This window comes from Bordetella sp. BOR01, assembly GCF_019218885.1.
In the GTDB taxonomy this organism is placed as follows: domain Bacteria; phylum Pseudomonadota; class Gammaproteobacteria; order Burkholderiales; family Burkholderiaceae_B; genus Bordetella_A.
The window spans coordinates 263672-277256 of sequence record NZ_JAHUWT010000004.1 but is presented as its reverse complement, the minus strand read 5'-3'; the positions used below and the strand labels follow the sequence as shown (position 1 = coordinate 277256).

The 13585-nt window shown below is 67.7% G+C and carries 11 protein-coding genes; 6 read left to right on the top strand and 5 right to left on the bottom strand.

Annotated elements, in window-relative coordinates; all coding sequences use genetic code 11:
* Positions 1 to 4 precede the first annotated feature (4 nt).
* Both KW845_RS23030 and KW845_RS23025 read left to right on the top strand, forming a co-directional pair.
* Positions 5 to 883: an HlyD family secretion protein gene (locus KW845_RS23030; protein WP_218371695.1), complete on the top strand. Its 879-nt coding sequence runs from the start codon at positions 5 to 7 to the stop codon at positions 881 to 883.
* Positions 880 to 2325 (top strand): efflux transporter outer membrane subunit, encoded by a 1446-nt coding sequence (locus KW845_RS23025; RefSeq protein WP_218371694.1) that lies wholly within the window; start codon positions 880 to 882, stop codon positions 2323 to 2325. The genes KW845_RS23030 and KW845_RS23025 overlap by 4 nt, the downstream gene beginning before the upstream one ends.
* A gap of 31 nt (positions 2326 to 2356) precedes the next feature.
* Here the strand turns inward: KW845_RS23025 and ypfH are convergent, their stop codons facing one another.
* A complete protein-coding gene (gene ypfH / locus KW845_RS23020; protein ID WP_218371693.1) occupies positions 2357 to 3067 on the bottom strand; it encodes an esterase in 711 nt (236 codons plus the stop codon).
* Positions 3068 to 3421: 354 nt separating this feature from the next.
* Between ypfH and imuA the strand changes: the two genes are divergently transcribed.
* The 3 genes from imuA to KW845_RS23005 are packed head-to-tail and all read left to right on the top strand — an operon-like array spanning position 3422 to position 8692.
* Positions 3422 to 4126 (top strand): translesion DNA synthesis-associated protein ImuA, encoded by a 705-nt coding sequence (imuA, locus tag KW845_RS23015; RefSeq protein WP_218371692.1) that lies wholly within the window; start codon positions 3422 to 3424, stop codon positions 4124 to 4126.
* The gene (locus tag KW845_RS23010) at positions 4056 to 5522 is read left to right on the top strand and encodes a DNA polymerase Y family protein (RefSeq protein WP_218371691.1); all 1467 of its coding nucleotides are present in this window, start codon (positions 4056 to 4058) and stop codon (positions 5520 to 5522) included. Before imuA ends, KW845_RS23010 begins: the two co-directional genes overlap by 71 nt.
* Before the next feature lie 11 nt (positions 5523 to 5533).
* A complete protein-coding gene (locus KW845_RS23005) occupies positions 5534 to 8692 on the top strand; it encodes an error-prone DNA polymerase (protein ID WP_218372142.1) in 3159 nt (1052 codons plus the stop codon).
* Between the two features lie 27 nt (positions 8693 to 8719).
* On the opposite strand, the gene KW845_RS23000 is transcribed toward KW845_RS23005, so the two are convergent.
* The 3 genes from KW845_RS23000 to hmpA all read right to left on the bottom strand — a co-directional run bounded on the left by KW845_RS23000 (position 8720) and on the right by hmpA (position 11829).
* Positions 8720 to 9967, bottom strand: coding sequence for a D-amino acid dehydrogenase (locus KW845_RS23000; protein ID WP_218371690.1), 1248 nt, complete (start codon positions 9965 to 9967; stop codon positions 8720 to 8722).
* A gap of 182 nt (positions 9968 to 10149) precedes the next feature.
* A complete protein-coding gene (locus KW845_RS22995) occupies positions 10150 to 10587 on the bottom strand; it encodes an Rrf2 family transcriptional regulator (protein WP_218371689.1) in 438 nt (145 codons plus the stop codon).
* A gap of 18 nt (positions 10588 to 10605) precedes the next feature.
* On the bottom strand, positions 10606 to 11829 hold the full coding sequence (gene hmpA, locus KW845_RS22990; RefSeq protein WP_218371688.1) for an NO-inducible flavohemoprotein: 1224 nt from the start codon (positions 11827 to 11829) through the stop codon (positions 10606 to 10608).
* A gap of 146 nt (positions 11830 to 11975) precedes the next feature.
* Here hmpA and KW845_RS22985 point away from each other — a divergent pair, with 146 nt between their 5' ends.
* Complete coding sequence (locus KW845_RS22985) at positions 11976 to 12437, top strand: GatB/YqeY domain-containing protein (protein WP_218371687.1); 462 nt, start codon at positions 11976 to 11978, stop codon at positions 12435 to 12437.
* Here the strand turns inward: KW845_RS22985 and dinB are convergent.
* Entirely contained in the window at positions 12418 to 13536 is a 1119-nt protein-coding gene (dinB, locus tag KW845_RS22980; RefSeq protein WP_218371686.1) for a DNA polymerase IV, read from the bottom strand. The two genes, KW845_RS22985 and dinB, sit on opposite strands and share 20 nt — an antisense overlap.
* Positions 13537 to 13585: the final 49 nt, after the last annotated feature.

The window sequence follows — 13585 nt, the reverse complement described above, 5'->3', positions numbered from 1 at the left end:
CACCATGAATATCCTCAACACGTTGCGCCGCCCCATCGTGGGCAAGTTTCTCGTGACGGCATTGACCGTCTGCGCGGCGGTCTATGCCGGCTGGCACCTATGGACGCACTACGAAGTCGAGCCCTGGACGCGCGATGGCCGCGTCAAGGCTTATGTCGTGCAGGTCGCGCCCGATGTGTCGGGCCTGGTCACCGCCGTACCCATACACGACAACCAGGACGTCAAGGCTGGCGATGTGCTGTTCGAAATCGATCGGGCCCGCTTCCAGCTGGCCTACGACCAGGCCCAGGCCGCGGTGCGCGCCCAGCAAGTGGCGCGCGACCAGGCCGCGCGCGATGCGCGACGCAACCGGTCGCTGGGCAAACTGGTATCGGCCGAAGTGCTGGAACAAAGCCAGGCTCACCTGCAACAGGCCGAGGCCGCGCTGGCCGAAGCCCAGGTGCAGCGCGAGACCGCCAAGCTGAACCTGGCCCGCAGCCGCGTGGTGGCCCCCACTGACGGGCGGGTCACCAACCTGGACCTGCGCGTGGGCTCATATGCCACCGCGGCGCACGCCGTCATGGCGCTGGTCGACGCCAGCTCGTTCTACGTGGAAGGCTATTTCGAAGAAACCAAGCTGGTGCATATCCATGAAGGCGATACCGTGTCCGTGACGCTGATGGGCGAATCGCGCCAGATCCGCGGCCACGTCGAAAGCATTGCCATGGGTATCGCCGACCGCGACCGCAGCACCGGCGCCAACCTGCTGCCCAACGTCAACCCCACTTTCAACTGGGTGCGCCTGGCGCAACGCATTCCGGTGCGCGTGCAGATCGACCAGGTGCCCCAAGGGGTGCGGCTGGTAGCAGGACAGACCGCCACCGTGGAGGTCGACGCATCATGACCCTGCGCCCGCTTCCTGCACTGGCCCTGTCCCTGGCGCTGGCCGGTTGCGCCGCCGTCGGCCCCGATTACCACGTACCCGAGAACGCCGCCGTCAATCGGCCCACGGCCTCGGCGGGCTTTCTGCAAGCCCGCGAGACGGCATTCCGGCAAGACGCCGTGCCGGGCACGTGGTGGCGGCTATATCAAGATCCGGCGCTGGATGCGCTGATCGGCCAGGCGCTGCAAGCCAATACCGACCTGCGCATCGCGGCGGCCAATCTGCAGCGGGCCCAGGCTGCCACGCGCGAAGCACGCGGGCAGCAGCAACCCACCGTGGGCGTGAATGCATCCCCGACGTTCGGGCATGCTTCGGGGGTGCAAGCCGGCGCCCCCGATACCCGGCCCACCGACCGCTGGTCGTATTCCAGCGGCATCAGCGTGGCCTACCAGGTCGACCTGTTCGGCCAGATCCGCCGCGCCATCGAAGCGGCGTCCGGCGACGAGCAGGCCGCCCAGGCCGCCTACGATGCCGCGCGCGTGACCGTGGCGGCCGAAACGGCGCATGCCTATGCCGACATTTGCGCGGCCGGCATGGAACTGGCCTCGGCCCGGCATTCGGTCGACCTGCAGCGCGATTCGCTCGATGCCGTGCAGCAGTTGCAGCAAGCCGGCCGCGGCACCGTGCTGGATGTCACCCGCGCGCGCAGCCAGCTTGAGCAACTGCAGGCCGAATTGCCGCCGTTCCAGGCCAGCCAGCGCACGGCCTTGTACCGCCTGGCCGCGCTGACTGGCCATACCCCTGCCGACATGTCTGCCACGCTGCTCGATTGCGCCCATCCACCGCGCCTGGCGCAGCCCATCCCGGTGGGCGATGGCGCGGCACTGCTGCGCCGCCGGCCCGACATCCGCCAGGCCGAGCGTGCCCTGGCCGCCGCCACCGCCCGCATCGGCGTGGCGACAGCAGATCTGTATCCCACTGTCACGCTGGGCCTGTCCGGCGGATCGGCGGGCCCCGCCTCTATCGTGGGCGAGCGCGGCACATTCAGTTGGAGCGTCGGCCCGCTGATTTCCTGGACCTTGCCCAACACCGGCGCGGCACAGGCGCGCATTGCCCAGGCCCAGGCCGGTGCGGGTGCAGCGTTGGCGCGCTTCGATGCCACGGTGCTGGGCGCCCTGCGCGAAACAGAAAGCGCGCTGGTCACGTACGCGCGCCAACTCGACCGCGATGCCGCATTGCAGGCGGCACGCGATCAAAGCGCACTGGCCGCGAGCCAGGCCGAGCAATTGTTCCGCGCCGGCAAGACCGACTACCTGACCATGCTGGACGCCCAGCGCACGCTGGCCTCCAATGAAAGCGCACTGGCTGCCTCGCAGGCGGCGCTGAGCACCGACCAGATCGCGTTGTTCCTGGCGCTGGGCGGCGGCTGGCAAGACCCGCCCGCCGCCGCCGCGGGCGCATAGGCAAGAGGCAGCCGGTCGATGGGCCGGCCGCTCAATGCAGGGTCGACCCCGCGGGCGGCGCCTGGTTCAAACCCAGCGCGGCCTCCCAACTGCGCAGCGGCACGCAGGTTTGCAGGCGCTCAATGGCACGCCGCATCAGCGCCGGATGCAGCACATGCCCCACGCGGCTGGCCACATCGATCGTGGCATCGCCATGCAGGCTATCGAGCCGCGCCTGGGCCGCCTGGGCATGCGATACCGCCATCACTGCGTCATCGGCGCCATGCAGCAAATGGATCGTGGTGTATTGGGGCGCGCTCTTGGGCAACTGCGCATAGCGGCCAGAAAAGGCCAGCACGCGCCCGGCCAGGCCATCGTGGGCCTGCACGGCTTCCAGCGCCATGACGGCCCCTTGCGAGAACCCCGCCAGCGCGGTGTCGGACTGCAGCAACCCCAATCGCGCCTGCGCCGCCCGGATGTAGTCGACCAAGGCAGGCAAGGCGTGCGCAACGCGTTCGATGCGGTTGCCTTCATCGACCCCGCGCGTCGAAAACCATTGGCGCCCGCGGGCTGCGCCGTCATAGGGCTCGAATCCGGGCGGCACGAGAATAGCGGCCTGCGGAAATGCCGCGCGCAAGGCTTGCGCCAGGGGCTCCATGTCTTGTGGCATGCCGCCCACACCGTGCAGCAGGACAAACAGCTGCTTGATCTCGGTGCCGGAATCAGGATCGGGCAGGAACTCTAGGGCGGCTGCAGTGGACATGCGGGGCTTCCTGGCGTGCTGTGTACCGGGAGTGATTGTAGAACGGTGGACTCTTCAGGCGTTCTGGCCGGGCAAGCGGGCTGTGGCTAATGGTTGAGGCAATGACGCGGAAGGAATGTTGATCGTGTTCCGTTTGCGCCTACAAGTCGCCTCGCCGTCCTGGGCGTGGGGCCGGCGAGGCTGGCAGTGTCGTGCAATGTCGCACAGAAGCAGTCCCGTGTCGCTCGGGACAGGGCAAGGAGAGGAACAACCCCGCAAACCCAGCTCTCCTTCCCCGCTATCAGCCTAGCCATCGCTCTACCGCACCAGCCCCACAAATACTGTATATTCATACAGTATAAATACACCCCCATCATGAAATCCCCCGAACACATCCACCCCGCCCTCTGGCGCGCCACGCAATTGGCGCGCAGCGCCGATCGCGGCGTTCCCACCGGCCATGCCGGGCTGTCCGCCCAGTTGCCCGGCGGCGGCTGGCCGCAGGGGGCGCTGGTCGAACTGCTGTCCCCGCATCCGGGCATTGGGGAAATCCGCCTGTTGCAACCCGCCCTGGCCCAGCTCGACAGCCGCCATGCCATTGCGCTGGTGCAGCCGCCGCACGTACCGCACCTGGCTTGCTGGCAGGGCTGGCGCCTGGACCCTCGCCAATTGCTCTGGGTGGCACCCGAACGCCCGGCCGACGCCTTGTGGGCCGCCGAACAGATCCTGAAGCATGGCAGTTGCGGCGCGCTGCTGTGCTGGCTGCCCCGGGTACGCCCCGAAGCGCTGCGTCGTCTGCACCTGGCCGCCCAGGGCGGCCACACGCTGTGTTTCGTCCTGCGCCCCGCCACGGCCGCGCAGCAGGCCTCGCCCGCCCCCTTGCGGCTGGCGCTGGCCCCCGCGCCGGGCGGGCTGTCAGTGCATATCCTGAAGCGGCGCGGGCCGGCTTGCGCCGAACCCCTGAACATCGTTTTCGAGCCCGCCTCGCCGGCTTCCGTACCGCCTCGCCATGCCCCTCTGGATCACCGTCTTCCTGCGCTGCCTGCCGCTGGACACCGCGCGCCCGCAATGGCCTCGTGACGCGGCATTCGCGGTGCTGGAACAAGAACGCATCGCCGCCCTGACGCCCGCGGCCATGGCCGCTGGCTTGCAGGGCGGCATGCGGCGCGCCGGCGCAGCAGCCATGGCGCCAGAAATCACGCTGCTGGCGCGCGACATCGCGGCCGAAAACCGTGTCCTGCACGAAGCGGCGCTGGCCCTGCTGCAATACACGCCAGAGATCGCCCTGGCCGAACCCGATGCCATCCTGCTGCAGGTCGGCGCCAGCCTGGCGTATTTCGGCGGCCCGCGCGCGCTGCACCGGCGTGTGGCCGCCACGCTGCATGCCATGGGCCTGCATGCCTCGCTGGGCCTGGCGCCTACCGCCCAGGGCGCATGGCTGCTGGCGCGCCAGGCCGCGCCCCGGGCACCGCGCAAGGCGCTGCGGGCGGCAACGCTGGCACGCCGGCTCGACGCCCTGCCTTGCGCCCTGTTGCCCGATGCCCAACCGCGCCTGGACTGGCTGCATGACATTGGCTGCCACACGCTGGGCGCGCTGCGCGGCTTGCCGCGCGCCGGCCTGCAACGGCGCTGCGGCACCGAACTGGTGCGGGCGCTCGATAGCGCCTATGGCGCCACACCTGAATGCCATGCCTGGATCCAGCCCCCGGCGCGTTTCCGGCAACGCCTGGAACTACCCGACTACATCGAGCACGCCGACGCCGTGCTGGCCTCAGCACGCCGCCTGCTCGAACAATTATGTGGCTGGCTGGCCGCCGGCCGGCGCGCCGTACAACACCTTACGCTGGTGCTGGAACATGAACGCGGCCGGCGTGCGCGGCCCCCTTCCGAACTCCCCCTGAGCCTGGCCCAGCCGGCCTGGCAGCAGTCGCACCTGCTGGACTTGCTGCGCGAAAAACTCGGCCGCCTGCAACTCGAGGCACCGGTCATTGCCTTGGTGTTGAACGTGGCTGAAACGGTCGAGCAGCCGGCCGCCAGTACCTGCCTGTTTCCCGAACCCGGCGGCACGCCGGCCGAGCACGCACGCCTGCTGGACCTGCTTAGCGCCCGGCTGGGCCGCGAACGCGTGCTGCATGCGCGGCCCGTGGCCGACCATCGGCCCGAGGCCGCCAATGGCTGGCAAGCGGCGCAAGACGGCGCTGGCGGCCCAGACACCTTGCCCGGACCGCTCGACCGCCCCTTCTGGCTGCTGGACCCGCCCATCCTGCTGCAGGTGGTCCGGCACCGTCCTGCCTATGCCGGCCAACCGCTGCGGCTGGTGCGCGGCCCGGAACGCATCGAAAGCGGCTGGTGGGACGCCGCCCTGACGGTACGCGACTACTTCGTGGCCGAAGACGCCGCCGCCGCACGCTACTGGATCTACCGCGAGCGCGATACCGAGCACGCCCGCTGGTTCCTGCACGGACGCTACGCCTAGGCTGCCGCATGATGCCGTCCCCATCCCTGCCCGGCCTGCTGCCGGCCTATGCCGAACTGCAATGCCTGTCCAATTTCTCGTTCCTGCAAGGCGCCTCGCACCCCGCAGAATTGGTCGAACAGGCCGCTCAACTGGGCTATGCCGCGTTGGCCATCACCGACGAATGCTCGCTGGCAGGCGTGGTGCGCGCGCTCGTCGCGGCCGAGGCGTGCAAATTGCCGCTCATCGTCGGCAGCACCCTGGCCTTGCAGCACACCGCCGATGCTCCTGCCCTGACGCTGGTGCTGTTGGCGCAGAATCGCGAGGGCTACGGCAACCTGTCGGAACTGATCACGCTGGGTCGCTCGCGCGCGCCCAAGGGCGAATACCAGTTGTTTGCAGATGACATCGCCGCGCCCGGCCCGGGCCATGCCCACCTGCGCGGCATGCCCGATTGCCTGGCCATCCTGGCGCCGCCCGATGGCGTCGATGCCGAAGCGCTGGCCCAACAGGCAGCCTGGCTGGCGCGCACCTTCCCTGGACGCGCCTGGGTCGGCCTGGCCCAGTTGCATCACGCGCGCGACGACCTGCATCGCACCGTCGTGCAGCAGGCCGCACAGGCTGCCACGCTACCCATCGTGGCGCTGGGCCGGGTGCAGATGCACCTGCGTTCGCGCAAGCCGCTGCACGACACGCTGGCGGCCATCCGCAGCAAGCGCAGCGTGGCGCAATGCGGCTACGACCTGCAGGCCAATGCCGAACAGCATCTGCGCACCCGCCTGCGCCTGGCGTCGCTGTACCCGCCCGACGCCCTGGCGCAGACGCTGATCATCGCGCAGCGCTGCAAATTTTCGCTGCGGGAACTGCGCTACGAATACCCCGACGAAATCGTGCCCGCCGGCGAAACTCCCGCCAGCTACCTGCGCCGCGAAACCTATGCGGGCGCCCGCGGCCGTTACCACGGCGATGTTCCTGCATCCGTCGTCACCCAGATCGAAAAAGAACTCTCGCTGATCGCCGAACTGGAATACGAACCCTATTTCCTGACGGTCTACGACGTTGTTCAATACGCGCGCAGCCAGAACATCCTGTGCCAGGGACGCGGTTCGGCGGCCAATTCGGTGGTCTGCTATTGCCTGGGCATCACCTCGGTATCGCCCGAGCAAAGCAAGGCCCTGTTCGAACGCTTCATCAGCAAAGAACGCAAAGAACCTCCCGACATCGACGTCGATTTCGAGCACCAGCGCCGCGAAGAAGTCATCCAGTACATCTACAAAAAATACGGGCGGCACCGCGCCGCGCTGACGGGCGTGGTGATCTCATACCGCCCGCGCAGCGTGCTGCGCGACACCGGCCGCGCGCTGGGCGTCGACCTGGGCATCATCGACGCCGTGGCGCGCGCGCACCAATGGTGGGATGGCAAGCAGGCCATGCTGCGCACGCTGGGCGCCTGCGGCCTGGATCCCGAATCCCGCGTGGCGCGGCACTGGGCCGTGCTGGCCGAGACGCTGATCGGCTTTCCGCGCCATCTGTCGCAACACCCTGGCGGCTTCGTGATCTCGCGCGGCAACCTGGCCCGCCTGGTGCCCATTGAAAATGCCGCCATGCCCGAACGCAGTGTCGTGCAATGGGACAAAGACGACCTGGACGCCCTGGGCCTGCTCAAGGTGGATATCCTGGCCCTGGGCATGCTGTCGGCGCTGCATCGCGCGCTGGATTTCGTCGAGCAACGGCGCGGCCAGCCGCTGGCATTACACGAGATTCCCCAGGATGACACCGCCACCTACGAGATGATCTGCAAAGCCGATACCGTCGGGGTTTTCCAGATCGAATCGCGCGCGCAGATGAGCATGCTGCCGCGCCTGAGGCCGTGCAAATACTACGACCTGGTCGTGCAAGTGGCCATCGTGCGGCCCGGCCCGATCCAGGGCGGCATGGTGCATCCCTACTTGCGGCGGCGAAACGGAGAACCGCCAACCTACCCCAGCAAAGAAGTCGAAGGCGTGCTGTTGCGCACCCTGGGCGTGCCCATTTTCCAGGAACAGGTGATGCAGATCGCCGTGGTGGCTGCCGATTTCACACCGGGCGAAGCCGATGCGCTGCGGCGCTCGATGGCATCCTGGAAGCGCAAGGGAGCCATCGACAAACACACCGACAAGCTGGTCGCCGGCCTGCTGAAAAACGGCTATAGCGCCGAATTCGCCGAGGCCATCATCCGCCAGATCGAAGGCTTCGGCGAATACGGTTTTCCTGAAAGCCACGCGGCCAGTTTCGCACTGCTGGCCTACGCCAGTTCCTGGCTCAAGTGCCACGAGCCCGAGGCATTCCTGGCGGCGCTGCTCAATTCCCAGCCCATGGGCTTCTATGCCCCGGCCCAACTGGTGCAGGATGCCCGCCGCCACGACGTGGTCGTGCTGCCGGCCGACGTCGCTGTCAGCGGTTGGGAAGCTGCGTTGGAAGCCCTGCCCGGATCCGCTGCCCGGCCCGCCGTGCGGCTGGGCCTGAACCAGGTGCAGGGCCTGTCGGAAGAGGCCGGACGGCGCATCGAGCAGGCACGCGCCGCGCGCCCATTCGCCGATACGCGCGAACTGGGCCGCCGCGCGATGCTGTCCCGCCATGAGCTCGACGCGCTGGCCGCCAGCGATGCCCTGCACAGCCTGGCCGGCCATCGCCGCCTGGCCAGTTGGGAGGCCAGCGCCAGTGTTCCCAACCGCGACCTGTTGCGCGATGCCGATATCGTCGAAACCAGCACGCCCGCCTTGCCGGCCCCCACCGAAGGGCAGTCCATTTCGGCCGACTACCGCAGCTTGCGCCTGACGCTGCGGCGCCATCCGGTCGAACTGCTGCGGCCACGCTTGCAGGCGTTGCGCTTCGAGCCCGCCGCCGTGCTCAACGATTACCCAAACCGCCGCCTGGCGCGAGCCTGCGGCCTGGTCACCGTGCGCCAGCGGCCGCAAACCGCCAAGGGCACCATTTTCGTCACACTGGAAGACGAAACCGGGCCAGTCAACGTCGTGGTGCGCAATGAGCTCATCGAACGCCAGCGCCGCGAATTGCTGGGCGCCACCCTGCTGGGCGTATACGGCACCTGGCAGAACGTCCAGGGCGTGCGCAACCTGGTGGCGCAGCGGCTGGTAGACCTGTCGGCCCTGCTGGGCGGGCTGTCGGCGCGCAGCCGCAACTTCCATTGAAGCCATGCCCGTTGCCGGCGGCTACGGCTACGGTTTGAAAGGCAAGGCGTCGACAGGCAATTCCAGGCCCGACATCTGCGCAGTCAACAAGGCCGCGCTACCGCATGCCAGCGTGAAACCCAGCGCCCCCTGGCCAATGTTCAGCCACAGGTTGTCGGCTACCCGGCTGGCGCCGATCAGCGGCTTGCCGGTCGGGGTGGCCGGACGCAGGCCGGCCCAGGGCACGGCCTGGCTCAGGTCCAGATGCGGGAAGGCCTCGCTTACCTGGCGCTTGAGCAAGGCAATGCGGGCGGGATCGATATCGGCATCCTGGCTGCCGATATCCACCATGGCCGCGATGCGCAGCATCCGACCCACGCGGGCATAGACAATGCGCCGTTCGTAGTCGGTCACGCTGATGGCCGGGGCCGTATCGTCGTCGGACGCCAGGGGCACGCTCAGGCTGTAGCCCTTCAGCGGATACAGCGGCACGTCCTGGCCCAGCGGTTTCAACAATGCGCGCGAACCCATGCCGGCGGCCAGCACCACCGCATCGGCGCCGATATCGCCGTTGGCGGTCTCGACGGCAACGATCTTGCGGCCGTCGCGGCGCAGTCGCTGCACCGGGCTGGCCATGCGGCATTCGACATTGCCCAGCTCTTTCAGGCGCCGGAACAGCGCCTCGGTAAACTGCCGGCAATCGCCGGCTTCTTCACTGGGGGTATAGACCGCCCCCGCCAGGCTGCGGCCCAGCCCGGCCAGGGCCGGCTCCAAGGCCAGCGTTTCCGCCGCATCCAGCACCCGCTGTTCGGCCCCCAGCCCCGCCTGGTAAGACACCAGCCGGCGGGCTTTCTCAAGCAATTCAGGGTTGCGATAGGCAATCAGCTTGCCATTGCGCACATGGCCGAAATCCAGCTCTTCTTGTTCGAGCAGGTGATGCATCACATCGCGGCTCAGGTACGACAGCGCCTGCAACTGAGCCGTGGACGCCTGCGCCACCGATGCGCGGCACGCCAGCGCAAACTGCAGGCACCACAGCCACTGGTGGGGATCCAGGCGCGGCCGGAAGCGCAAGGGCGAATCGGCACGCAACAGCCAGCCCGGCACGCTGGGCAATACCCCGGGGCCGGCCAACGGCGCCACATAGCTGTAACTGAGCTGCCCGCCATTGGCATAGCTGGACACCGTGGCCGGACGGGCCCGGCTGTCGAGCAGCACGACGTCGTGCCCTTGCCGGGCCAGAAAATAGGCCGAGGTCACGCCGACCACCCCGGCACCGATTACGCATACCCTCATGGAAAACCCTGAATAACGATATAAGAGCCATTCTGGGATGCCGCCCCGCCCCGCGGCAAATGCCAAACTGACGGGTAGCCATAACCTAAGGTTTCTTATCGGTGCTGCCCTGGGGTAAGAGTTGGGTCCTCGCGGCGGGGGCGGTGTTCTTCTGCCGTCGTGATGCGGGCCTGGGGCTGGCTTTACGCGGCGCGGTGCAGGCGGATGATGGCGGCTGACGTTGGCGCGCGTACCAGGTCGGCCAGGGTATGGCGATTCAAGGTGTCGTAGAACACTTGCAGGCTGTCGGCCAGCACGCCGGACAGCCGGCAGGCGCCGTTCAGGGCACAAGGGGGCTCGGCGCAATCGATCAGGGCGCCCTGGTGTTCCAGGGCGCGCACCAGGTCGCCCACCCGGTACGAAGATGGCGCGTGCGCCAGCCGCAGGCCGCCGCCCTTGCCGCGGGTGGTGGCTATCCAGCCTTGCTGGGCCAGGAAATGCACCACCTTCACCATATGGTTGCGCGACACCCCGAAACGCCCGGCGATCTCGGGGATCGTCACGGGCGTGTCGCGGCCATTGTCCTGTGTCAGGTACATCAGGACACGCAGGCCGAAGTCGGTGTATCGGGTCAGTTGCATGCGGCCAGACTATACCGGCTAAGCGCCCGGCCCGCCCGTGCCGAAGACCTCGGCATGGATGCGGTCGGGCTCGACGCCCAGTTCGGCCAACGCCTGCCGCTGCGCGTTCATGAATGGCAGCGGGCCGCACAGGTAATAGTCGGCGTCGGGCAGTACCGCGACATCGCGGATGGCCTGCAAATTCATGCGGCCGGTGTAGTCGTAGTCATGGCCATGCCGGTCATCGGCGGACACGGTCTCGTAATAGATCACCTTGCGCACATTCGGCCACGCCTGCGTCACAGTGTTGATATGCGCTTTCATGGCGTGCACCGAGCGGTCGCGGCAAGCATGTACGAAACGGATCTGGCGACCGTCGTCGCGCGCCACCAGATGGTTCAGCATCGACACCATGGGCGTAAGCCCCACGCCACCGCTGACCAGCACCACCGGCGCGGCACGCTGCTCATCCAGAGTGAAATCGCCCTGCGGCGGCGCCAGGTCCAGCACATCGCCTTCTTGCACGCGGGCATGCAGCAGATTGGATACGCTGCCCGCCGGGGCGCCGGCGCCGGCGACGCCGCCTTCGCGCTTGACCGAGATGCGCAGCCGGCCCTGGCCTGGCGCATCGGACAAGCTGTACTGGCGCGGCTGCATCAGCCCCAGTTCGGGTACGTAGACGCGCAGCGAAATGTATTGGCCGGGCAAATACCCGGGCACCGGGCCGCCATCGGCCGGCACCAGGTAGAACGAGGTGATCTCGGCGCTTTCGGGCACCTTGCGCTCGAGCCGGAAAGCCCGCCAGCCCGTCCAGCCCCCTTCCTTGCCGGCCGACTGCGCATACAGGCGGGCCTCTTCGGCGATCAGCAGATCGGCCAGTTGGCCATAGGCCGCCGCCCACGCCGCGATCAATTCATCGGTGGCCGCCTCGCCCAGCACTTCGCCGATCGAGGCCAGCAGATGCTTGCCCACAATGGCATAGTGCTCGGGCCGTATGCCCAGGCTGACATGCTTGTGCACGATACGCGTCACCACCGGCGCCAGCACCGACGGATCGTCGATATGCTCGGCATAGGCGGCCACGGCCGCCGCCAGCGCCTGCTGCTGCTGCCCACCGTCCTGGTGCCCCTGGTTGAACACCTGCTTCAGTTCCGGATTGTGGCGAAACATGCGGGCATAAAAATGGCGCGTCAGCGCCTCGCCATGGACCTTCAGAACGGGCGCGGTGGCCTTGACCAGCGCGCGGACTTCCTGGCTCAACATGAGTACTGCTCCTTCGTCTGCGAATAAGGCTTTAAACATGTATTTATAATACATCTTAAAGACGCTTCTTGCTGGCGGCGTTTGCGTGGCGCACCGGCAGCCGGTTAAAACATCGGTTCAGCCGCATCCACTACAAAGGTTTTGCCATGAGCAGTACTACGCTCAAGACCCGCTTGTCCGACGCCATCAAAGACGCCATGCGCGCACGCGATTCGCAGCGCCTGTCCACCCTGCGGTTCCTGTTTGCCGCGGTCAAGCAGAAAGAAGTCGACGAACGCCAGGAAATGGGCGACGCCGAAATCACCGCCATCATCGAGAAACAGGTCAAGCAGCGGCGCGAATCGATCGCCGCCTTCGAACAGGCCGGCCGCCTGGAAACCGCCGCCCAGGAAACCGCCGAGCTCGACGTGCTGCGCGAATTCTTGCCGCAGGCCGCCACGCCCGAAGAAATCGAGGCCGCCATCAAGGCCGCGCTGGCCGAAGTGGCCGCGCAAGGTGTCAGCGGCGGCCCCGCCATGGGCAAGATCATGGCGATTCTGAAACCCGCCCTGGCCGGCCGCGCCGACATGGCCGCGGTGTCGCAGCAGGTCAAGCAGCGCCTGGTGTAACCGCCGGCCCCTCCGCCGCATGGCCGAACAGGTCCAGGTCGGCCTGGCGCGCCAGCGCGGCGGAATCGTCGAAATTGCTCATTCCCACTCCTGCCAGCCGGTAGCGCGTGCTTGCCGGCAGGTCGACGCGCGCGCACAGCTGTCGCGCCACCTCGGCCAGGGCCTCGGCCGCGGCGGGTGGACGCGTCAGCGTCAGCGTGCGCGTCAAGATGCGGAAGCGGTCGGTCTTCAGTTTCAGCACCACGGTGCGGCCGACCGCGCCCTTCTTCACCGCCTGGTCCCACACCTTGACGGCCAGCCGCCCCAGCGTCTCGTCCAGCGCATGCAGCGGCTGGTCGATGGCAAAGGTGGTCTCGGCCGAGATCTGCTGCAAGGGAGCATCCGGTTGCACGTCGCGTTCATCGATGCCCTTCGACAGTTCATGCAGCCGTACGCCATAGCGGCCGAAATGGTGCTCCAGCTCGGCCGCCGTATAGCGCGACAGGTCGCCCACGGTCTGCACGCCCAGCGCCTCGAGCCGGCCCTGCATCACTTTGCCCACCCCCGGTACCTTGCGTACCGGCAGGGGCTGCAAGAACGCCAGCACCTGCCCCGGCTTGATGACGAACAGGCCGTCGGGCTTGTCCCAGTCGGAGGCGATCTTGGCCAGGAACTTGTTGGGCGCCACCCCCGCCGACGCCGTCAGGCGGGTTTCCTGCAGAATCTCGCGGCGGATGGCCCGTGCGACGTCGGTGGCCGAGGCCAGGCCGGTCTTGTTGACCGTGACATCCAGATAGGCCTCGTCCAGCGACAAGGGCTCGATCAGGTCGGTGTGGCATGCGAATATCTGGCGCACCTGGCGCGACACATCACGATAGCGGTTGAAATCGGGCGGCACATAGACCGCGTCCGGGCACAGGCGCTGCGCGCGCGCCACCGACATGGCCGAATGCACCCCGTAGCGGCGCGCCTCGTACGAAGCCGCGCACACGACAGAACGCGGCCCTTCCCAGGCCACCACCACGGGCAGCCCGCGCAGCGCCGGGTTGTCGCGCTGCTCGACCGACGCGTAGAACGCGTCCATGTCGATGTGTACGATTTTGCGCGTGGACGATGGCATGGCAGGTACCCGGCGGGCGATACAAACGGCGATATGGCAGAAAAAAGAA